Origin of the sequence: Acinetobacter brisouii CIP 110357 (assembly GCF_000488275.1) — a bacterium.
Classification (GTDB): domain Bacteria; phylum Pseudomonadota; class Gammaproteobacteria; order Pseudomonadales; family Moraxellaceae; genus Acinetobacter; species Acinetobacter brisouii.
In genome coordinates this window covers 20,220-43,932 of the sequence record NZ_KI530764.1, presented here as the reverse complement: position 1 = coordinate 43,932, position 23,713 = coordinate 20,220, and the positions used below count along the sequence as shown (strand labels likewise).

The following is a 23,713-nucleotide window of genomic DNA, read 5'->3' as shown; positions in this document are numbered from 1 at the left end:
CCAGATTGATAAGTATTTCTAATCATTTCAATCCACTAAAAGTAATATATCACTGTGCCAGTGATGTTCTTAAAGTTGCGCATGATCTGGATTTATTTTTTATTCACAACTTGTTAAGGTAGATTTTGTTTAACTTGAGTTTGCTTATGTCTACCGAACGCGATTATCAACGCATTGCTCAAGCAATTGAATATATTCATAAAAACTTTATGCAGCAACCAAGTCTTGCTGAAATTGCAGCACAAGTACATTTAAGTCCTGCACACTTTCAGCGTTTATTTAGTCAATGGGCAGGCACCAGTCCAAAAAAGTTTTTACAATATACCAGCTTGGCATATGCGAAACAGGTGCTGCAACATAGCAGCCAAAATGCCATTTTAGAAGCAACTTATGCGACTGGATTGTCGAGCAGCAGCCGCTTACATGATTTGTTTGTTCAAATTGAAGGAATGAGCCCTGCCGAATACCAACAAGGCGGCAAGCAGCTCACTATTAAACACTGGGTACATGATACTCCCTTTGGCGCAGCGTTTATTGCATCAACTTCAAAAGGTATTTGTGCTTTAAGTTTCGACAACCCCATGCTTGCGCTACAGCAGTTACAAACACAGTTTCCAAATGCAGATTTCCAGCAGATGCTGGAGATCAAACAGCAACAGGCATTGGCAATTTTTATGCAGAATGAAGCCAATCTTCCACAGTTAAAACTGCATTTAAAAGCCAGTGAATTTCAACTCAAGGTTTGGGAAAGTTTATTAAAAATTCCGCAAGGTGCACTATGTAGTTATGCCAGTATTGCCCAACAAATTGGTCAACCCAAAGCCTCGCGTGCTGTTGGCACCGCGATTGGACGCAACCCTGTGGCATTCTTAATTCCCTGCCATCGAGTGATTCAGGCATCTGGCGTATTGGGTGGTTATCGTTGGGGTATCACCCGTAAAGCGGCCATCATTGCATGGGAAGCGGCACAGCAACAGCCATAGTTCAAAATATTTAAACAACGGTATCAGTATTTGAATATAATTTTTTTAATATAGCCGTTTGAACGAGTATTTAGCTTTCAGTAACAACAGGAAGTATAAAGGCAAGAAAGCACATCCTGAATCTGATAGAAATATACGATATCTATTCGTTTTGCCCTTTCCTCATTGTCTCGGATTATTGTTTCTGAGCGAACTTTAAATCTATTTTCACAATAGCATAAGGAAAATAGAATGGCGGATGAAAGAAGTTTATTGATTCCAACTACATTCGAATACAGTTACGCCCTTCATTTTTAGCACGATACAAATTCTGATCGGCAATTTTAAATACCGTTTCTACATTTTTTGAACTTAATGGCCAATATGCTATCCCGATCGATACAGTAATTGTACCAACAAGATCAATTTGATGATTTTCTAAACTTTTTCTCAAATTTTCTGCTAAAGAATAACTAAAATCCAAGTCAAAAATTGGAGCAAGTACCACAAATTCTTCCCCCCCAATTCGACAGCACACATCATCACTACGGAAATTCGATTTAATATAAGCAGCCAGCTCTTTGAGTACGAGATCACCTTTATCATGTCCAAAGGTGTCATTAATCTTTTTAAAATGATCAATATCAATAAAAATAACCGCAAACTCAGTATTGGTTTTTACCAGATCATCGATAAACAGATCCATACCACGACGATTATATAAACCTGTGAGCGGGTCAGTATTCACATGATAATTTAGCTCGTTAATCGTTTGTTTAAAATATTGTGAACTGAGCAATAAGGAAATTTTAAACTTCAATACCTCGACAAACCACGGCTCAACCTGTTTAATTTTTTCATCTATTTCAGGATGGCTAAGATCGCTTGCCATTTTTGCCAGATCAGAGAGTGGGTTAGAAATCAGGTAAGCAACTCGCCAGATAATTAGAAAAATCAAAATATAAAATAATGACATACCAAATAAAATTTTATAAATTATTTTATTGGCCTGATCCAAAAGTTCATGTGTTGGCTGTTGTGATACCACAATCCAATTGGTTGAGGGAACACGAGCAAAGCCTGCCAAGTTATCAATTCCTAGACTATTGATCAAACGAATGGAGCCTTGTTTATTGTGGGTCATCGCATCCAGACCTGTATTATTCTTTACAGTCTCACCTATACGTTTTCCATTGGGATGAAAAATAATTCTTCTGGAACTATCCATGACATACATATAATTTTTCTTATAGCCATATTTGCTGGCAAGCATCTGATTTAAAATATTGTCTTGCTTTAAATAAATTGAAGCCGCTATAAATCCCAAATAACGATGCTGCTGGTCAAAAATCGGCTGTGAAATAAAAATGATGAGATTATTTTTAATCGAATAATAAGGCGAACTAATAAATGCTGCTTTCTTTTGCAGTGAGGATTTTACGCCTATAGTATGATTCACCACATTTGTATTGAGTTTTAACTGAGCTGGTGCATAGCTCAGAAAACGCCCAGTGCTATCGGAGATCAGCACACTATTAAAATAATTCGATTGATACTTCAGGCGTTCAACTTCAGTTTGACGTAGCTGAGCATTATTAAAATTCTGTCCTAGCAAGGCAGCACTATAAGCGAGTTCATGCTGCATAATGGAAAAGTGGCTATCCGTTCCATTGGCGATTTTTTGAGCATATTCTAGGTTGACTGATAATGCATTTTGTATCAGCTCTTTTTTCTGGACATAATAGCTGACAAGTAATGAAGCAATAAATAAACTAAAAACGCTAAATGCAGCGAGACACAGAATAAGTTTTCTCAGGTCTAAATTAAGTGAGTAAATGATTTTTCTTAGCCACATTAACATTGATTACTTCAAATTTGATTCAAAAAATTATACGATTAAACGTAAATAATAATCAAAAGAAATATGCTTATTTATTATAAATCATAAGTTTTCATCCTTTTTATTTTTCTTACTGAGTAAGATTGAAATGTATTTCAACGTAATTTATGATAAAAACCACCTTATAAAATGAGTCTAGTTTAAAAAAAAATCAATAAAATGAGAACAAAATCACATTTTATTATTTTTATATACATATGAAATTTAGCTGATCATTTGGCATCACATCACAAATCTAATGTAAGTGTATCTTTATCACTCATTCTGTATTTTATTTTTATATCTCAGTTATATATCTTTGATATTTAAATATTTAATTTATAAATAAAAAATGACTATGATTTTTTATAATGTTTATGCTAGGCTTTTTTCATCATAGTTTTTGTTATTTTTTTTAATAAAATCATGAAAAAAAAGAAAGAGGATGTAAGCCATTATGAAAGCAGTCTAAAATATACTGATAAAAATATTTAATAAATTAAAACTTAGTTATATTTCTGCTCAGAAAGAAAAATAATTCGGTGAATAATATATAATATATAAATAGGGTTTAGGTGTTTTTAAACCTTAAAAACGGGTGCAATTTCTTCCATCAGCCTTGGCATTATACAAACACTCATCCGCACGTTTAAATACAGTTTTTATATTTTGTGAAGTGGTTGGCCAGTGTGAAATACCAATAGAAATTGTGACTTCACCCACTAAAGGCATTGATGTACTTTCAATTTTTTGACGTAAGCGCTCTGCTAGATTTACAGCATTTTCCAATTTTAGCCTAGCAGCCAAAACCACAAATTCTTCACCACCACTACGACAACAAATATCTTCATCACGGAAATTAGAACGAATATGGTTGGCAATTTCTTTTAAAATTACGTCACCTTGGTCATGCCCAAACGTATCATTAATTTTCTTAAAATAATCGATATCAATCGAGATGATTGCAAACGGAATGTTTGTTTCAATAAAATGAGCCACAGACAATCCCATACCACGCCGATTATATAAATGAGTGAGTGGATCGGTGTGCATATAGAATTTAAGTTTTGAAATCGTGTCCTTAAAATGTTGTGAACTGATTAACAATGCGCTTTTGAACTGACGTACCTCAACAAACCAAGGATTAACACGTTCAATGCTTGCCTCAATGTCAGGCTTATGCAGATGACTTGCCATGTTTGCCAATAGAGACAAAGGACTTGAAATTAAATAGGAAATTTTCCAGATAACAAAGAAAATCAGGATATAAAATAGCAACATTCCCACCAGCATTTCATAAACTGTTTCGCTGGTTTCTTTAAGTAACTCACTCGCAGGTTGTTGAGAAATCACCATCCAGCCTGTAGTTGGAATGCGTGCAAAACCCGCTAACCATTCATTTCCATTCTCATCGTTCAAACGAATTTCGCCACGGTTTTTACCTACAAGGCTTTGAATATTAATATTGGATAATTGACCAATTTTATTCATGTCAGGGTGAAATAAAATATATTTATTCTGGTCAACCACATACATATAGTTATGCCTGTAACCATAATGGCTAGAAAGCATTTTATTTAAAATATTGTCATGTTTTAAATAAATAGTTGCACCAATAAATCCTAAATAATGATGTTTCTCATCAAAAATGGGGTGTGAGATAAAAATTAATAAATTTTTACTTGTACCATAATAGGGTGGAGAAATAACCGGAGCTTGTTTCTCTAAAGAGAGTTTAAATCCTAAACTTCTAATCACTTTATTTTTTTGAAAATTTAGTTTTAATGGTGCAAAACTTAAAAACTTACCATTTTTATCGGAAATAGTTACGCTATTGAAATAATTGGACTGATACTTTAAACGATCGACCTCATTTTGCATATATTTTTGATTATTAAAGTTTTTTCCTAAAATTTCCGCACTATATGCCAACTCCTTTTGCATCATTTTAAAATGACTGCCTGAGCTATTGGCAATTTTAGCAGCATACTCTGCATTAACCGATAAAGCATTATGTAAAAGCTCATGCTTTTCTATATAATAACTCATGACTAAAGATACAATAAATAAACTCACGACACTAAAAATCGAAAGATACAAAATCAACTTCCGTAAGTTCAAATCTAGTGAATAAATGAATTTTTTAAAGGTCATTTTGTATCAGTCATGAATTCATCATTTTTTTCTATTTTAAAATAGTATAACTTAAAACTTAACAAGTAAAATATATATTCATTATCTAAGTCTATTTTTAATAACTATTTTAGAAGGTATGATTAGCCTTGAAAAACAGAAAATTATTTAGCAATTTTAAACAATAACGAAATACCATTTAGGCATTTAAAATTTAATGCGCTGCCGTGAAAGCACTCACCACATTAGGCTTGTTTCATCATTGCTCACACCTTCTTTATTTTTCTTCCTAAGCAAAATTGAAATATTTTTCAATAAAATGCAAGAGAAAAAAAGGGCTGATGAAAAAGCCTATTGCGTGAAAATATATGTCTAGCCTTGCCTTATGTTTCCTGAAATTTTTTAGAGTAAAAAAACTTAATATCAGGAAGTGTACCATCCCCAAGGCTGGTCACTACTATAGCTGGTTATCTGCTTGATTTCCAAATAATTCTCTAATCCCCAAACTCCCAGCTCACGCCCAATACCGCTTTGCTTATAACCACCCCATGGCGCTTCGGTAAAGGTCGGTTGTGAGCAATTAATCCAGATAATCCCTGCGCGTAGTTTACGTGCAACCCGTTGGCAACGAGCCAAGTCTTTCGACATTACCGCACCTGCTAAACCAAAAATGGAATTATTGGCAAGTTGAATCGCTTCTTGCTCATGTTGAAAAGCACGAATAGCGACTACAGGGCCAAAAATTTCATCTGTCCATAGCGGATGTTCTAATGGCACATCCACAAAAATCGTCGGTTCTACATAATAACCTTGTGGCAAATGCGCAGGACGCTGTCCACCACTGAGCAATTGCACGCCATCCGCTTGCCCTTGTCGAATCGCCTGCATCACTTGTTGATATTGTTTGGCATTGACCAGTGGACCAAGTTTGACATCGGCATCCAAACCATTGCCAATTTTGATTTTTTGTGCAGCAGCACTTAGACGTTGCAATAATTCAGGGTAAATTTCCTGTTGGACTAGCACTCGTGAAGTTGCCGAACATACCTGTCCCTGATTCCAGAAAATGCCAAACATGATCCATTCCACGGCCGCGTCAAGATCACTATCAGAGAAAATAATAAAGGCTGATTTTCCGCCCAGTTCCAGACTTAAGTTTTTGACGTTATGTGCTGCAGATTGCATGATCTGCTTGCCCACAGGCACACTCCCCGTAAAAGCAACCTTGTCAATTTCAGGGTGCGCAGTTAAATATGGCCCGATTTCACCACCAATGCCTGTGACAATATTCAACACTCCTGCTGGCAAACCGACTTTTTCAGCAATCCGACCCAGTTCAATCGCAGTTAATGACGTCGCCTCGGCAGGTTTTAAAATCAGGGTACAACCTGCGGCAAGTGCGGGTGCAACCTTCCATGCTGCCATCAGGAGTGGATAGTTCCAAGGAATAATCGCACATGCTACGCCCACGGCTTCTTTACGCACGACACTGTTAAAGCGTTCATCAGCAAGAGGGATATTTTCTTCATGGTTGGGATCAAGTTGTTCCGCCAAGTCGGCATAAAAGTCAAAGCAGCCTGCAGCATCTTGAATATCCCAAACCGCTTCAGGCAAAGGCTTGCCATTATCACGGACTTCTAATTCAGCGAGTGCATCTAACTGGTTACGGATTTCTTGGGCTATCGCACGCAAATAGGCTGCACGTTGCTTAGGCTGATTTGCCCAGTCAGTTTGATCAAATGCCTGTCGAGCAGCTTGGACAGCAAGTTCAGCATCTTCAACCGATGCCGCCGCAACTTGGGCAATTTCCTGTTCATTGCTCGGGTCAATACTGCTAAACGTTTGCCCATTTTTCGGGCTAAGCCACTGACCATTAATATATAACTGCTGGTATGACATCACTATCCTGTAATTTTCTGCAAATCTGGCATATTTGAGTGTAACAGGATTTTAAGTGCAATTTTTAGTCCCAGCATTGGATTAAATAACCCAAAATAAAAAAACTGCTTAAGGTATCCTCTCAGGCAGTTTGAATTAAATAACCGAATATTAGATTTCTTTCATCAATCCCTTTTCTTTCTCCCTACGGGAGAAAATTAAAGAGGGTGTAAACAATGATGAAAGAAATCTATTTATTTTAGAAATTCACAGTCCATGACAATTGTGCTGTACGTGGCGCACCAAGGAACAGATAGTCATCTCCCAAAAAGCTGCCTGCATCACGCCAGTATTTTTTATTGAACAAGTTGTCAATATTGAGTCGAAGCGTGTTGTCATACCCGTAGGCACGGAAATTATAGGCTGTACCCGCATCAAATATGCTATAGCCAGGCACTTTGACTGTACCCGATTTGTTGGCATATTTACTGCTGCTGTACTGCATGCCCGCCAACAGTCTCAGCCCATCAATCTGTGGTACTTGGTAGGACAAGTGGCTGGCAAAGCGCAAGGTTGGAACGTTCTGGGTTTGATGACTCTGATATTCAGCCGTTTGTATGCCCGCAAGGCGTGAACGAGTCAGAGCTAAAGTAGAGGTGATGTCTAGGTTTTGGTTTAAACGACCTTGCAGACCCAGTTCCAAACCGACATTGTGCTGTTGACCATCGGTGACATAATCACCCGCAGTATTGGTATATTGATTGTCCTGTTTTAAATCAAACACTGCTGCGGTAAAGAGTAATGCTTTCCACTGCTGTTTAATTCCCAACTCATACTGCGTTGAATGCACAGGTGCCAAAGTCGTATCGGCATTATTGGCATACCAAGGCGCTTGCCCACCATCACTTAAACCTTTGGCATAAGAAGCATACACATGAGTACGCTCCCAAGGTTGATACATCAGCGCAAGTTGCGGAAGGAAGCGATTAAAATTGGTATCGCGGATATTGTTGCCGTCAGCAGCATAAGCATTTTCATTTAAATGTAGTAACTTCCCACCCAGCAAGACTGACCACTGTGAATTAAAATCGATCTGATCAAGCAAGTTTAATGCTGTTTGCTGACTTTCTAAAGATTTGTAGTGCTTACCCAGAGTTGCAGTCGTAGGGCTATAGGTCGCACTATTGCTGTAAATATTACCTGTACCAACCCAGACCATACTATTGGTAGATTCATACTGGGCATGGCGTTTATAAGTCTGAGACAATTCAAGACTCACCGTATGCAACCATGTACCTGTATCAAATTTTCCGTTTAAGCTCGCTTTAAACTGATTGGTCACATAAGTGTCATTGGGGCTGCGGTAATCATAAATGTCATAATTCCCATTTGGGTCAAAGGTATTGCCTAAGCCTGTTACTTGACAAACACCAATCGTTGAACATCCATATGGGAATGAAGAATAATCATCAATCACTGCTCGGCTTTGTGAAGCCGTAAGATGAGCTGTCCAGTTATCATTGACTTGATAAATATATTTGAGACTAGTATTGAGACTTTCATCGGTCACTGGTTTACCCCAGCTTTGATAGCCTAACAGGCGATCCCAACTGATGCCACTTGGTACAGTCGTGCCACCAAGTAACTGATAACCTGGGACAGAGCGTTGGCGTTGGCGCTGCGATTCGATATCAAATTCGAGTTTTGAACGATCTGAAATTTTCCAGTCCAAAGCCAGAGAGCCAAACGCACGCTGTCCATTGGCATGTTCCACATAAGGATGCATTTCTTCTTTGGCGAGATTGAGACGATAGCCAAACTGCTGATCTTCACCGAGAAAACCACCAAAATCCGTTGCAACACGGTTACCAGCATGACTGTCCGTTTCAACCGTCACAGAATGAATGTCTTTCGGGCGTTTGGTGACATAGTTGACCACTCCACCTGGCGTTGACATGCCACTTTGCATGGCACTAATGCCTTTTAGAATTTCGACTTGTTCTTTATTTTCCAGTGCAACATTTTGCTCACCGCGTAGCAGATTGCCATTGAGCAAGTAACTCGACCCAAGATTTAAGGCAAAACCGCGCATCATAAAGTTTGGATAATACCCAATCGCGGCATAACCATCACCAACCGCAGCATCATTTTTCACCACATCGGTGAGCGTTTTGGCATGCTGATCGGCGATACGTTCTGCGGTCACCGTACTGATAGATGCAGGAATATTCAGAATATTTTGCTGGACAAAGCCTGACAAATTGACTTTGGGCTGATAATACGCTGACTGTGACTTTTTCGCCGACACGGTAATAGTTGCCAGTTGCTGAAGATCATCTTCAGCATGTGCCAATACTGGACTCAGTCCCAAATATGACAATGAGCTAACAGCCAGTAATGCCTGTTGTAAACGAGAAAATGAAAATGGATACGTGTTCACGGTGTTTGCCTAACCCAAAAAGAAAATTTGCAAGCTTGTATTTTTGCGGGCATGAGTATTCACATTTTTTTGATTTTAAACAAGGCTTTCTCGCCATCATCTGTAGATTTTGGGCATTTATCCCGATGAAAGGCAATTTTCGATGCAAATCATCAGATGATGGTCAGATCATTTCACCTCTGTCGGGTGCAAACAGATGCAAGTCTGCCTTCTACCACAGGCATTTTTCACGAAGTCCTCAGCTAAATTACGTCTTAACTGCCTTGACCTCGATGTATATTGGGTGATTGCTATTTGTTGATGAAACCGCATCGCTGCAATTTTTTGCGGATATTGTATTTAGATTAAATTAGCTGATTGATATTCAAGAATACAAATCCAAGAACTTATGAGCTGGAAACATCGCATAAGTCCTGAACATAATTTTTTAACAGTGGACTGGCCTGTCGATGATATGCAATAACTACTTGAGCATAAGCAGCCTGATCCGAAAGTGGAACATAATTTACGGCCATAAGAGTGCGGTCAATCATAGACTCAGCAATAATGCTTACACCAAAACCTTGCTGTACCAAAATCAATTGCATACGTTTACGCGAACGTACAGCCGCAGGTTGCGGGTTAAATCCTGAAGCAACACATAAACTGCGTAATACATAACTCATACCGCCACGTTCAGGATGCGGCACAGAAACAAACTTCTCGTTTTTTAAATCAGATACCTGTAAAACCGTACAGTTTGCTAACGCATGTTGTGATGGCAACACAGCATAAAGGCGTTCTTTTTGATATTCGACCAGTTCCAGTTCAGCATAATCATGCGTCAGCACCGGCAAACGTAATATGCCTATATCCAACTGACGATTGGTTAACAGTTCAATCTGCTGTTCTGAAGAATATTGACCGATCTCCATACTCACCTGTTGCATCAAGGCAAACTGCTGAGTTTTCTGTAAAAAATTTTCAGATAAACCAATACTACTAGAATGAGCCAAGGTGAAATAGGCTTGTTTTCCCTGACTCAGTTCTTGTGCCTGTAGTGTTGATTGCTGCAATGCCTGTAACAGTTGACTGGTTTTTTTATAAAAATAGGCACCTGCGGGCGTTAACCGAATTTGTCGCAGTTCTCGATTAAAAATTTGAAATCCCAGTTCATCTTCAAGCAGCAAAATCTGGCGGCTCAATGCCGACTGTGCAATAAATAATTGCTCGGCAGCCTGATGATAACTCCCTGTCTCCACAATTTTCTTTAAGTACTGCAATTGCTTCATGCTTGGCATATTGATCTCTTTTTTAGATCGTTTATTCAAAATTTTGAATTAGATTAGATCAAAAGAGTGCCTTATGCTCATAAAAAAGAAAAGAGGAATTTATATGTTGGATTGGTTATTTATGCAGTGGAATTGGGTTTATCTCCCTATTATTTTCCTCTCCTATATCGTTTTTGGTTTTTCTGGGTTTGGAACAACACTGATTGCTGCTCCGTGGTTAAGTCTATATATGCCGCTGAATCAAATCATTCCCATGATCGTGATTCTTGATGCAATTGCTTCTATCAAAAACTGGTATCAATTACAGTCAAGCGTTGAATACCATCAAGTGCGGCAACTTTTCCCATTTATGAGCCTCGGCGCAGGTTTGGGTATTTATCTGCTGGCCACGCGTCCACCCATGTTATTGCTCTTATTTATGGCCATTTTTTGTATCGGTTATAGCCTGTACCAATTGTTCAAGAAGCCTATCTCTCATCCATCTTCCCGAGCCTATTTACATATTCCAGTAGGGCTATTTGGTGGCTTGTTTGGTGCATTATTTGGCAGTGGTGGGTTTTTATATGCACTATATTTACAACAAAAACTCCCGAACAAACTACAGATTCAATCCACACAAAGTGTCCTCATTTCACTCAGCACCAGCCTACGGCTAATTTTGTGTCTATTGATGGGACTGTATTCTTTACCATTGTTGGGCTTGGTCATACTGCTGATTCCCAGTATGCTCTGTGGCGTTTATATTGGCAAAAAAATCATGGCAAAAATGAGTTTAAGCCGCTTTAATCAATTCATTTATATTTTGGTTCTTTGTTCAGGCATCAGCCTGTTGATTCGTTATCTGGCTGTTGGTTAAGGGCATGGAAATGTATCAGTTTCACATTTGCAGCATAATCAGCAGTTTTTCGCGATCCAAGACTTTCATCAGTTCAAAGTAACAGGGACAAGAGCAAACACTGCCAAGAAAAACTATGCTCAACCTAAAAATACACATATGGACTGATATTTATATAAAAACAGGCACTTGGCAGATGAAATTTGTGCAAAATTAAATCGATATTAACAATTTTCTACGAGATTTCATCTGCTAGACAACGTCTTGAAAACATCATAGCTTTAGCCCTTAAGCCTATAAATTATTTTTGCTGGATATGATGCAGCTTTGACACGAGCCAAGAAAAACCCAAATAGCTTTAAGCAATCTCTTGCTGCATCTGGCAATAAAAATCACATTCATTCTTAAAATATCAAATAAATTCACAGTTTATTCACGTTGCCAGCCATAAGCTCCGTTTGCAAGATATCCCGATGTTGAATTCATCCTTCGCTTGTTCCACCTACTCGTCAGCAGCTGGTTCAATCTAGGGTGACATCGTGTCTGCTTTAATTCGGAAACGACCAAATAGATTTTATATCTTATTAAATCTTGATAGAAAGAGAGTATCTATATGATTTTACATCAATATAAAATTGTTTTTGGCGGCAGTATGGGTGCTGGAAAATCAGCAGCAATTAAGGCGCTCTCCGACATTCCTGTCGTAGAAACTGAAGCAATCAATACAGATATCAATAGACATAGCAAATATTCCACGACAGTCGGAATCGACTATGGTGAAATCGTGCTTGAGGATGACACTAAAATCGGACTGTATGGCACCCCCGGCCAAGATCGTTTTGATTTTATGTGGTCTATCGTCTGCAAAGGCGCAATTGGCGTCAGTATTTTAATCGATCATTCATGTGCAAATCGTTTGCAAGATTTACAAAGCTATATCAGCGCTTTTGAAAGCCATAGTCAAAATATTGTGATCGGGATTACCCATGTCGATCAACACGATGAACAAATCCTCAAGATTTATCGGGACTGGATGAGTCTACACCACTACAGTTATCCAATTTTTGCGATAGATGCCCGACAAAAAGATGATGTTCTACTCATGGTTGAAGTACTCATTGCTTCGATTGAAACTCACGCAATTGCAATGGTTTAAAGGACGAGTCAACAAGTGAATACCAATACCCTTTCACGCCAGATTCCACAAGCATTGATTGAAACTGGCCGTATGCAAATTCAAGAATTCTTAAATAATGTAAGCGGTCTTGAGTTTGTCATGCTGTGTTCTTCGGATGGTTTTGAATTGGCTTTGGCAAGTAAGAAAAAGTTGGAAAATAGTGGAAAAATTGCGGCCGTCTCTAGCTCCATTCTGGCTATGGTGTCCGCTTTCATTTCAGAAATCAACTTAGTCGGCTGTAAGACTATTTCACTGAATGCGGAAAATGGGCATGTGGTTTTAACGGGTGTAGAACATGCGCACTATCCGATGCTGATTATCGCGGTAGGCTCACCTGATATTCTCATGGGGCAAATGCTCTATGCAATCAAAAAAACTTCCGCATCTTTAGCTCAAATCCAGATATAGATGATTGCATACATGAAAAACACGTGACTGTTAATTTTCATTTAATTCACTGTATTTAAATGAATTTAATGATCTATCGCAATGATACATAGCTTAATACGGTTAGAAAATGAAAAAGTTTTTACATATTGCTGTGTTTGGTGTTAGTCCACATGTGCTTGAGCAGTTTAAAACCCAAATATTGTTATCTATTCCCCATGGGGTCGAAGTACGCTGGGTCAATATCTCTGAAAAAAACATCGACCTGTTGATGGTTAACGATGCTTTTTTTGCTTCATCGATCATTCAAAAAATTCTTTCGCAGATTCATATACAGTACCTACGTCTGGTTAAAGTTCCAGAACAGCAGGGAAAGATTGTTGATGACACTTTAGCTTATCCTGTAACGCAGCTAGAAGATTTACGTGCATGGATACAAGAGAAATTCTTTGATTATGCATCGGGTTATGCCCTTAATTTCCCCTCTGCAACTGTAGAAAAATCTGCTGCTCTCACGACTATATTTAATCAATGCTTATTGCCTCGAAATGGCTTTATCCAGTTACTCGACTATCGGGGATTTTTAGCTTTAGTCGACACCATGACAGAGCGCGTCTGGGTCAATCCATCTCATCCCATCATTGTTTTTGATAACAGCTTAAATCAGACCTATGCCACAAATCACTTTGTGCAAGAAACCATTAAAAATCAACCCGCACAAGATTTACGTAGCTGGCTTTGGGAAGTGGCATATCGTTCTACGGATATACAACTTCCCGAGATTCAGACCAATCAGTATTTTAAATTAGAGATTTGGCCAAAATTCGAACAGGGCGATAAACGTCGAAATTTATTAAAGATTGCGGCATGTTTCGCCCAAGGTGCTCAGATTCAAATGGTCATCAATCGGTTAAATATTCCCGAACAACAAATCATAAGGTTTGTTGCGACTAGCTATATGCTCAAAATGGGTTCGTATGTTGTTTCTGATGAAGCTAAATTCATGAGAAATAGTGAATCAACTGATCAAAAACAGTTGGTTAAAGTTCGCAGTTTTTTCACAAAACTGCGTAAAAAACTGGGTCTTTAAATCAATGTTCTGACGGGGAAACCCTTAACTTAAGGTAGGAAGTAAAATGAGTCGTATTGTTTTAGATAGTCTAACTGGTATAGATGGTTTTATTGCAGCAGCGTTGGTAGATAGTGAGAGTGGTTTAGCTTTAGCCACGCAAGGAACAAGCATAGATTTAGAACTTGCTGCGGCAGGCAATACCGAAGTCATACGCTCAAAACGTAAAGTCGCGAAAGCACTTCAATTGAATGATAATATTGAAGATATTTTAATTACCTTAGGTAAGCAATATCATTTGATTCGTCCTCTTGAAAGCAATGAGAATTTATTTCTGTATCTTGTTTTAGATCGTCCAAAATCAAATTTGGCGATGGCGCGCTTTGAACTCAAAGCGTTTGAAAAAGAATTGGACTTTTCTTAATCTTGTATTCAAAACAAAGTGATCTGAGCATGTCTGCTTGATCTACTTATTAGGCTTCTTTCATAACCCCCTTTTATTTCTCCCTATGAGGAAAAACAAAGCGGGGGAAAAGTGATGAAAGAAGTCTATTACTATGGTGAATTTTTTAATTTAGAAAGGCTCGGTCTCGGTTACTTCAAATAAAAATATAGATACGCACCAAGACACTACAGTACGACAGGCGTTCTACAGAGTAAACCAATACAACACCCCCCGACAGAATGTCGGCTTTTTTATGATTTGAACTGGGCTGCTCCCAGTATCCTCACCTTGTCTCCAGTCATGGGCAAACACCATTTCCAATAATAGACTGAGCCATAACCAACACATTTATTCGCAAAACAGCCCATCTCCATAATCAAAAAACTTCGCACACTAAACTTGTTTCACATTTTCACATCCAGTTTATTTTCTTCCTGAGTAAATTTGAGACATATAGCCATAAATTGCAAGATCGATAAAATAAAATCATGAAACAATTTAAATAAAATTTAAATCAAAAATAATCTTTCATCCTGCTATATTTATCTCTATAATTTAGTTTAAATAATCAACAATGATATTTAAATGCGGAGTGGAAATGAAAACTTCAAACCAGTTGGTTGATGAGGCTAAATCTAAAATCAAGGAAATCTCCATCCAAGATTTAAAATCAAAATCCAGTAACCCTCATATTATCTTAATTGATATCCGTGAACCTGATGAATATCAAGCAGGTTATATTGAACATGCGGTAAATATGCCTCGTGGTGTTTTAGAAATGCGTATTCACCAGCACCCTTCTGTTTTACAGCACTGTGACACCTTGGTCGCTCTAGAAGCGTTATCTCAACATGAAATTTACTTGATTTGTCGCTCAGGTGGCCGCTCGGCACTTGCTGCACTTTCTCTGCAAAATATGGGTTTTCCACACGTTTTCTCTATCGCAGGCGGCATGCAAGCATGGCAAGACGCCAATTTCCCAATCGTTCAATAATCAAACGGAAATCATTATGAAATTTACTGAACTTACGCACAACATTTCCAACAACATTAAAACCATTCGCCAAAATTCTCCTGAAACAATGAAGAATTTTAATGCTTTAGCACAAAGCAGCATGAAAGAAGGCGTCATCGATGCCAAAACCAAAGAATTAATTGCGCTTGCAATTGGAGTTGCCAATCGCTGTGATGGATGCATTGGCTTTCATACTCGCAGCCTTGTGAAAATGGGCATGACCTTAGAAGAGCTAAATGAAGTCCTGTCTGTGGCAGTTTATATGGGAGGAGGTCCTTCTCTGATGTATGCGGCAAATGCGATTGAGGCTTTTGAAGAATTTAATCAAAATCAATAATTTAAAATAAAACAAATCACCTTTTTTAGGTGATTTGTTTTTTTGTTTTCAGGTTAAATAAGTGACCAATAAATTAGGTGCTCGAATAAACAACCTGAGTAAAGATTGTGCTGCACGTGAGGGTTTTCGATGCCCTCTTTCCCAACTTTCTAGTGTTCTAACCGATATACCTAAAATACTGGCCAATTCATTTTGGGATATTTTTGAGCGCTTGCGTGCAAAAACAATATCTTTCGGCTGAATATCTGAAAGATTTGAATAATTAAATCGATGTTGCTGTGCGATTAATATCATACCACCCCACAATTAATCTATTTTATTTATCTATATTAAAATCAAAAATCTTGAATATAAGCAAACGGATTTACTTATATTCAGCACATTTTAAAATTCATTTATTTCGCTTAGGTCTCTTTCCTAAATATTTATACCCATTTTATTTTTCCTAGCGAGGTAAATAAAATGGGTTTCTGAAATAAATCTTATTAATAAGCCAGAAATAATAACCCTCTAAAAATAGCAGCAATTATACCTAACCCTAAAAAACCCAATAACCACAGTCCTATAAACCATTGCATTTCAGATTTTTTCATATCACATGCATCCTAATGATAACCTTCATCACCCACACGGACTTTGTCACGAAATACCCAGTACGCCATGATGGTATAAATTAGAATGATCGGAATGAGTAACAATGCCCCGATCAGCGCAAACAACTGACTATTGGCTGGCGCTGCGGCTTGCCAGATTGTGACCGATGGTGGAATAATGTTTGGCCACAAGCTAATCAGGAAGCCCGTATAAGCAAGAAACATCAGCACAAGGGTATAAATAAAAGGCCGAAATTCATGTTTTTGGCGACAGGCTTTCCAAATTAAAAAGCTAAACAACAGCACCAAAACTGGTACGGGGCTGAAATAGATCAGTTGCGCCGGATTTAACCAGCGTGCGGCAATCGCAGGTTGCGAATATGGCGTATACAAACTCACCCCTGCAAAAATCACCAGCAGTGCCAGCACAAACTTGGGCATTAAACGATACATACTGTGCTGTAAATCATGCTCAGTTTTCAGGATCAGCCATGCACAGCCCAATGCCGCATACATCACCACCACGCCGATGCCTGTGAAAACGGAAAAAGGCGTTAACCAGTCCCAGCTTCCACCAGAAAAAATACCGTGCTGCGTATGAATGCCCTGAATATAAGCCCCGAGCAAAATCCCCTGAAAAAAGCTGGCAAGGGTTGAACCCCAGATAAATGCCGCATCCCAAAGGTGTTTCGAACGCTGTGCTTTAAAACGGAATTCGAATGCTACACCCCGAAAAATCAGGGCAATCAACATCATGACAATCGGTAAATACAGCGCTGAAAGCACGGTGGCATATACCATAGGAAAGGCTGCAAACAGCCCTGCCCCGCCCAGAACCATCCATGTTTCATTACCATCCCAAACAGGAGCAACCGTGTTCATCATCACATCACGTTTGTGCGGATCCTTGATAAAAGGAAATAAAATGCCAATCCCTAAATCAAAGCCATCGAGTACCACATAAATCAACACACCGAGTGCAATAATGACTGCCCAAATGATAGATAAATCAATCATGCTTCTGCTCCTGAGTTGGTTGATCAATGCTTTCATCAACTGCACTTAGTGGACGCATTGGGGTTTTAAAATGCCCAACACCTGCCATTTCTTCAGGTTGGGCATAGATAAACTGAGGGCCTTTGTGCATGAGTTTGAAGATGTAGTACACACTTGTACCGAACACCACGGTATAGACCACCACAAACAAAATTAAAGTAAAACCGACCTGAGTCGCAGGCACACCTGATAACGCATCTTTGGTACGTAAAACACCATAAACGACCCATGGCTGACGCCCCATTTCAGTGGTAAACCACCCAGCAAGCAGCGCGATATATCCCGTCGGCCCCATAATGATGGCGAATTTATGCAACCACGATGTTTCGTACAACTTATTGCCTTTACGCAGCAATAAGCCAGACAGTGCAAGCAGTAGCATTAACATGCCCAGACTCACCATTAAACGGAAACTCCAGAACAATACCGTTGAATTTGGGCGGTCCTCAGGAGTGAAATCTTTAAGGCCTTTGACTTCACCATTGAGTTCATGAGTCAGAATCAGACTACCTAAATATGGAATACCGACCGCATAATCTGTATGTTCAGTTTGCATGTTCGGAATACCAAACAGATACAGTGGCATGGATTCATGATGATTGGTTTCCCAGTGCCCTTCGATCGCTGCCAGTTTGGCGGGTTGATGATGCAATGTGTTTAAACCATGTTGATCACCAACCAAAACCTGAGCTGGTGCAGCAAATAAAATCATCCATAACGCCATGGAAAATGAGCGTTTAACCAAAACGTCCCGACGCCCTCTGAGCAAATGCCATGCCGAGGTTCCTGCAACAACCAGTGCTGATACTAAAAATGCAGCCACGGCCATATGTGCAAAGCGGTACGGGAAAGATGGGTTGAAAACGATTGCAAGCCAATCTTTGGGTACAATCACCCCATTTTCAATCGCAAATCCTTGCGGCGTTTGCATCCAGCTATTGGAAGACAAAATCCAGAACATGGAAATACATGTACCGATGGCAACCATCAACGTAGCAAAAAAATGAGCGCGTTCGCCAACTCGCCCCCAGCCAAACATCATGATACCGAGGAAGCCTGCTTCAAGGAAAAATGCAGAAAGCACTTCATAACTGAGTAAAGGTCCCGTGATACCACCAGCAATACGTGAGAATTCAGCCCAGTTCGTGCCGAACTGATAACTCATGACCACACCCGACACTACACCCATGCCAAAAGCCACAGCAAAAATTTTGATCCAGTATTTAAATAAATCCCGATACACAGGATCACGCGTTTTTAACCAACGCCATTCCAGTACAGCTAGAAAACAGGCTAATCCAATCGAAGTGGCAGGAAAAATAATATGGAAAGAGACTGTAAACGCAAACTGAATACGCGCCAGTTCCAACGCTGTTAATCCGAGGCTCATTGCTTGACCTCTTTTTGGTGAACGAACTCTTGCATCACCAGCCAGCCAGACATCGTCATTTATTCACCTTCTTCATACAATTTAAAAGTTTTGTTCAAAATAAATGTTCATCGTCTTAAACATACAGTTGGCTTAGGTCAGAAAATTGCACAGCAAAATCTAAAATTGACATCAAAATTTTCTGACAGAAGCAAACGCTGCTTTAGCGTTAACGCAAATTTGATGCCAAATCAGAAATAAATTTTATTTATATAAATATCAATAACTAATGAATAACAGATATAAATTTATGAAAAATAAATATTGCAAAATTGTTTCAGTAGATACAGTGAAACATTACAATCGAAACATTTGAAATATAAACAAGATCAATTTTCTACTTTATAAAATCTATTCTTAAATCAAAAAACAGTACCAAAATTGAATATTTTCATGCAATTCAAGAACAGATGCTTTGAAAGCTGAGTATTTAATTCTACGTTTAGACTGCTTTATCCATATATTCATAGCAACGTATATGAAAGCTGTGATGCTGCATGCGCAATTTGTATGTTTAAAATATGCTGTACTTCTAGTGTGTATTCATGCCTGAGATGAACTAATCTGAATTTGCTTCAGTTGAGTTTTTAAACCAGATAAAGCCCTGTTTCTATTTCTCTCTTTCCATATAGATTTTCGTAATCCCCTATTTGCTGAATCTGGATCAAGCGGTACATAGGGTTAAATTCTGAATTTTCTGTATTACAAAGTTATTTAACTTATGTAAGTTACATAAGTTACGAGTCTTAAGTTTTGTCAGGAATCTGTCCATATATGCACATAGTGACTGAAGATTGGTGATCAGGAAGAACATATTGATTTCATCATGATCTGTAGCACAGATAAATTAATCATCGATTCATAAGTTATAAAGTTATTTAACTTATGAGAGTTACATAAGTTATAAATCCTAAGTTTTGTCAGGAATCTGTCCATATATGCATGTAATGACTGAACATTGATCATCAACAAGAACATATTGATTTTATTATGATCAGAATGACTGGTAACTCGAAAATCATTTTACAAATTATAAAGTTATTTAACTTATGCAAGTTACAAAAGTTATAAATCTTAGATTTTGTCAGGAATCTGTCCATATATGTACATAGTGGCTGAAGATTGATGATCAGCAAAAACTTATTGATTTCAATACGATCTGCATCACAGATAAATCAATGATTGATTCACAAGTTATAAAGTTACTTAACTTATGTAAGTTACAAAAGTTATGAGTCTTAAGTTTTGTCAGGAATCTGTCCATATATGCATATAGTGGCTGAAGATTGATCATCAGCAAAAAATTATTGATTTTATTCTGATTAGCGTGACTGGTAACTCGACCATCATTTTATAAGTTATATAAGTTATTTAACTTATGAAAGTTACACAAGTTATGAATCTTAAGTTTTGTCAGGAATCTGTCCATATATGTAGATAATGACTGGCTATTGATCATCAGCAACAGCATATCGATTTCACCCTGATCTGTATCACAGATAAATTACCTCATAAGTTGTAAAGTTAAATAACTTATGAAAGTTATGAGCTATTCTACTTTTATCATAAGCATGTCTGTATACTAGAAGACTCTACATAGCACGAATTTACAGGGTTTCCAGCTACCCATTGAAAGGCCTTCACTCTCAAGCATATGAGCTCACCAAAGCTCAAAAGCTGGTAATCATGCTTAGATATACTCGTAACTGGCTTTACGGCTATTTTGCAGCATCAATGCCAAAATTTGCTTTATCAGCATACCTTGCTCAAAAGAAATGGATGAAATTTATATCCAGATGTAATGATGATCTAAAAATGCGAAATATCTAAAAAAATCTTGGAGAGAACGCTTATGCAATACTTATCAAACTTTTTATAAAAACTTTTTATAAAACTAAACAGAGTACTTATCAGTTTTGGCTTGGATGGTATTTGAATTATTTAAATTTTTCCTTAAACCCAACTTCTAATAAATACGGATAGTACTTCTTCACATTTTCTTGCTCTAAAAGCTCAAGAGAGATTCTCTCGCGGAATTCTTCAATTGATTCACCGATATTGGCATATTTAGCTCCGAATTTTGGATATAGCGTAAGATCACACAATTTCTGAGCAAAAAAAGCACATTGTTTTGCTGTCAGTGAATATGTTGGTTCTAATAAAATCTCATTTTTGATGAGTGTTGTTTTAAGATCGAAAGAGAACTCTATATGTGTAATTGTTCTTCCTTCTTTTTTTTGTGTATAGCTCACATCAATATCGGTAAACTTATTGATCTGGTCGATTGCAACCGTCAGTACACGCTTTTTGAAATCGCCCATGACTTGATATTCATTTTCAAGTAAACCAAGTTTTTCACGGAGTTGAGAAACACTAATATATAATTTACCTTTACCTCGCCATCGAATCAGAAGTTCATACAAACGTATGGCATAGACACTCGATAATTGAGAAATCTGTTTCAATTCATAACGAGTAAATTTTTCTTCGAGTTTGACAAACAACTGTAAAATATCGGGAGCAAAAACCAATTGCGCGCACGCTGCTTCTTTAACGTAACCGACTTTAGATACCCAGCGGCTCTTGTAAACCGCTAATTTGCCTGTCTGAGGATCAATTGCTTTATAAGTCAGTTTACGTTCAAAAAGATTGTCACATGCAGCCTGGAGTGCTTCATAAGCAGATTGGCGCTCTAGATTGAAGTGCTTCATATATTCAGATGCATGAATCGTGAGCATCGTATCAGCTGTAAGATCTTGTTCAATGTCTCGAGCTGCAATAATTGCAATTAAAATTAAGCGTTGCTCAGACAAGCTTAAAGCGTACGATGCTTCAATAAGGTTGTTATCTTTATAAATTACATTTGCCATATTGTGTTTAATGATAATAAAACCATTTATGGACATTACCACTTACTGTCCATAAATGGAAGATTTTTTGATGACAGGAAAATGTCCATGAATGACAGGAAAACGTCCATATATTGACAGGAAAACGTCCATATGAATCAAGGAAAACGTCCATATATTGACAGGAAAACGTCCATATATATCCTCCAGATACCATATAGAATAAAGCTTGCAGGCCATTTATAAATATAAATTTAAAAATATATATAAATTTAAAAATATATAATTACTTGTGGATAACTTTTTTAAATTTGTATTTCTTAATAGTTGATTCAAATAATAAAACACTATACATTACTTTTAACAAAATTACGTAACTTGCATAACTTATGATTATTTTAGTCGGTGGTGAAAAAGGCGGTGCAGGTAAAAGCTGCCTTGCTCAAAATTTAAGTGTTTATTTGCAAACCAAAAATAGAGATGTACTTTTACTCGATGCAGATCCACAAGGTACAACGACAGATTGGATTAAAGAACGCGATGATAATGAACAGTTAAAAAATATTCCTTCTGTTCAAGCATCAGGCAACATTCGCCTTGTTTTAAAAGATTTGGCAAAAAGATATCAAGACATTGTAATTGATGCGGGTGGTCAAGATTCTGAAGCATTACGTTCTGCAATGACAATAGCAACACATATGTTATTGCCTTTTAGACCAAAACGTAGAGATCTAAAGACACTGGATCATATGGAGCAAGTGTTAAAGTTAGCAAAAGCAGTCAATCCTGATTTAAATGCTCGTGCAATTATTACCCAATGCCCAACATTACCATCACAAGTTCAACGTATTTTAGATGCTAAAGATGCATGTTTATCTTTTGGTATTAAAGCATTGAATCAAATTACAACGAATCGAAATGTTTACGACGATGCTGATGAAAATGGTCTTTCTGTATTTGAAGTAACCAGCGACCTTAAAGCAAAAGCTGAAATTGAAGGCATCGCACAAGAATTTTTAGGAGTGTAATTTATGGCAGGTTTGAGCGGTTTGAAGAAGAAAACGGAAGAGCTTTTAGAACAAGATCAGCTTGTTGATAGTTTTATCTCTGGCGCAGAAAAAAGAGTTAAAAATCTGGAAGTTTCTCAGAAAAAATTTGTTCGTTGTACCTTCTCATTAAATGAGGAATTGAACCAACTCATTGATGATTTAATTGTTAAAAGCAACAATGCCCGTGTCAATAGATCGAGTATTGTCAGAATGGCTTTAGAATCATTGGCTGAGCAGACTCCTGAAGAGTTTCAGGCATTAATTCATAAAAAGAGCCAGTAATTTTTGTGTCATTGCCTGAATTTGTTATTTATCACCTGAGTAACAGAATCAGGCAATGTAATAATAAAAGAATAAGCCTTGGCAGCAGGCTGAGTTAAGAACTCAAAATAAAAGATAATCTCAATAACGTCTCAATTTCGATATAGATCACATCATGGTTCCAGCCAGTCACAATACCCGATGACAGCAAAGTTGTATTCTAGGCACTAACCTTGATAGGCAGAAAGATATAAGCGATTGTAGTTTTGCAATCTGGAGAGCTAATACTCCTGCTTCACATAGCCATTGTTTAGGCCTCAATGTGAATAATTGTGAATGCTTTTGTATAATTCGATTACAAGCTCATAACGCCTTTCATCCCTTATCTGATCAAGATTTAGACAGACTTATACTCGAAGATCAAAAAGCAAAAAGGGGATTCTGAGCTAATTGGTGAAGCTCTAAAATATGACTTTAGCAATAAACGACTTTATCATCTAATTTTGTATGCCCTAAGCGGTCACTGCTAATACTTTAATTTATAATAAATAATAAGATAAAATTATTTACAAACTTATGTAGGGTTAAATATCATAACTTCATAACTTCATAACTTCATAACTTCATAACTTCATAACTTCATAACTT

19 protein-coding genes are annotated in these 23,713 nt (G+C 37.7%); 10 read left to right on the top strand and 9 right to left on the bottom strand.

Annotated elements, in window-relative coordinates; all coding sequences use genetic code 11:
• Positions 1–146: 146 nt before the first annotated feature.
• Positions 147–983 (top strand): bifunctional transcriptional activator/DNA repair enzyme AdaA, encoded by an 837-nt coding sequence (locus tag P255_RS13340; protein ID WP_004898107.1) that lies wholly within the window; start codon positions 147–149, stop codon positions 981–983.
• Positions 984–1,245: 262 nt separating this feature from the next.
• Here P255_RS13340 and P255_RS13335 read toward each other — a convergent pair whose 3' ends face one another.
• The 5 genes from P255_RS13335 to P255_RS13315 all read right to left on the bottom strand — a co-directional run bounded on the left by P255_RS13335 (position 1,246) and on the right by P255_RS13315 (position 10,572).
• The gene (locus tag P255_RS13335) at positions 1,246–2,817 is read right to left on the bottom strand and encodes a sensor domain-containing diguanylate cyclase (RefSeq protein ID WP_035365665.1); all 1,572 of its coding nucleotides are present in this window, start codon (positions 2,815–2,817) and stop codon (positions 1,246–1,248) included.
• Positions 2,818–3,429: 612 nt separating this feature from the next.
• On the bottom strand, positions 3,430–4,995 hold the full coding sequence (locus P255_RS13330; RefSeq protein WP_004898112.1) for a sensor domain-containing diguanylate cyclase: 1,566 nt from the start codon (positions 4,993–4,995) through the stop codon (positions 3,430–3,432).
• Between the two features lie 402 nt (positions 4,996–5,397).
• Positions 5,398–6,873, bottom strand: a complete 1,476-nt coding sequence (locus P255_RS13325) for an aldehyde dehydrogenase family protein (RefSeq protein WP_004898113.1) — start codon at positions 6,871–6,873, stop codon at positions 5,398–5,400.
• Between the two features lie 238 nt (positions 6,874–7,111).
• On the bottom strand, positions 7,112–9,292 hold the full coding sequence (locus tag P255_RS13320; RefSeq protein ID WP_004898114.1) for a TonB-dependent siderophore receptor: 2,181 nt from the start codon (positions 9,290–9,292) through the stop codon (positions 7,112–7,114).
• A 386-nt stretch (positions 9,293–9,678) separates the two neighbouring features.
• Entirely contained in the window at positions 9,679–10,572 is an 894-nt protein-coding gene (locus P255_RS13315; RefSeq protein WP_004898115.1) for a LysR family transcriptional regulator, read from the bottom strand.
• A gap of 94 nt (positions 10,573–10,666) precedes the next feature.
• Here P255_RS13315 and P255_RS13310 point away from each other — a divergent pair, with 94 nt between their 5' ends.
• The 7 genes from P255_RS13310 (at position 10,667) to P255_RS13280 (ending at position 15,828) form a co-directional block, all read left to right on the top strand.
• A complete protein-coding gene (locus P255_RS13310) occupies positions 10,667–11,419 on the top strand; it encodes a sulfite exporter TauE/SafE family protein (RefSeq protein WP_004898116.1) in 753 nt (250 codons plus the stop codon).
• 592 nt (positions 11,420–12,011) lie between these two features.
• On the top strand, positions 12,012–12,554 hold the full coding sequence (locus tag P255_RS13305) for a GTP-binding protein (protein ID WP_004898118.1): 543 nt from the start codon (positions 12,012–12,014) through the stop codon (positions 12,552–12,554).
• Positions 12,555–12,626: 72 nt separating this feature from the next.
• Positions 12,627–12,983, top strand: a complete 357-nt coding sequence (locus P255_RS13300; RefSeq protein ID WP_044450569.1) for a roadblock/LC7 domain-containing protein — start codon at positions 12,627–12,629, stop codon at positions 12,981–12,983.
• A 109-nt stretch (positions 12,984–13,092) separates the two neighbouring features.
• Positions 13,093–14,052 (top strand): hypothetical protein, encoded by a 960-nt coding sequence (locus tag P255_RS13295; RefSeq protein ID WP_004898123.1) that lies wholly within the window; start codon positions 13,093–13,095, stop codon positions 14,050–14,052.
• Between the two features lie 46 nt (positions 14,053–14,098).
• On the top strand, positions 14,099–14,455 hold the full coding sequence (locus P255_RS13290) for a roadblock/LC7 domain-containing protein (protein WP_004898125.1): 357 nt from the start codon (positions 14,099–14,101) through the stop codon (positions 14,453–14,455).
• A gap of 619 nt (positions 14,456–15,074) precedes the next feature.
• Positions 15,075–15,470, top strand: a complete 396-nt coding sequence (locus P255_RS13285; protein ID WP_004898127.1) for a rhodanese-like domain-containing protein — start codon at positions 15,075–15,077, stop codon at positions 15,468–15,470.
• Positions 15,471–15,486: 16 nt separating this feature from the next.
• Positions 15,487–15,828 carry a carboxymuconolactone decarboxylase family protein gene (locus tag P255_RS13280; protein WP_004898129.1) on the top strand — a complete coding sequence of 114 codons (342 nt, stop codon included), beginning with the start codon at positions 15,487–15,489 and terminating at the stop codon, positions 15,826–15,828.
• Positions 15,829–15,876: 48 nt separating this feature from the next.
• Here the strand turns inward: P255_RS13280 and P255_RS15250 are convergent, their stop codons facing one another.
• The 4 genes from P255_RS15250 to repM all read right to left on the bottom strand — a co-directional run bounded on the left by P255_RS15250 (position 15,877) and on the right by repM (position 21,776).
• On the bottom strand, positions 15,877–16,122 hold the full coding sequence (locus tag P255_RS15250; protein ID WP_171063608.1) for a helix-turn-helix domain-containing protein: 246 nt from the start codon (positions 16,120–16,122) through the stop codon (positions 15,877–15,879).
• Positions 16,123–16,433: 311 nt separating this feature from the next.
• Positions 16,434–17,438, bottom strand: coding sequence for a cytochrome d ubiquinol oxidase subunit II (gene cydB / locus P255_RS13275; protein WP_004898133.1), 1,005 nt, complete (start codon positions 17,436–17,438; stop codon positions 16,434–16,436).
• Entirely contained in the window at positions 17,431–18,867 is a 1,437-nt protein-coding gene (locus P255_RS13270; RefSeq protein WP_004898135.1) for a cytochrome ubiquinol oxidase subunit I, read from the bottom strand. The genes cydB and P255_RS13270 overlap by 8 nt, the downstream gene beginning before the upstream one ends.
• Positions 18,868–20,843: 1,976 nt before the next feature.
• Complete coding sequence (repM, locus tag P255_RS13265) at positions 20,844–21,776, bottom strand: replication initiation protein RepM (RefSeq protein WP_171063609.1); 933 nt, start codon at positions 21,774–21,776, stop codon at positions 20,844–20,846.
• A 368-nt stretch (positions 21,777–22,144) separates the two neighbouring features.
• Between repM and P255_RS13260 the strand changes: the two genes are divergently transcribed.
• Complete coding sequence (locus P255_RS13260; protein ID WP_004898139.1) at positions 22,145–22,783, top strand: AAA family ATPase; 639 nt, start codon at positions 22,145–22,147, stop codon at positions 22,781–22,783.
• A 3-nt stretch (positions 22,784–22,786) separates the two neighbouring features.
• Positions 22,787–23,086 (top strand): hypothetical protein, encoded by a 300-nt coding sequence (locus P255_RS13255; RefSeq protein ID WP_004898141.1) that lies wholly within the window; start codon positions 22,787–22,789, stop codon positions 23,084–23,086.
• Positions 23,087–23,713: the final 627 nt, after the last annotated feature.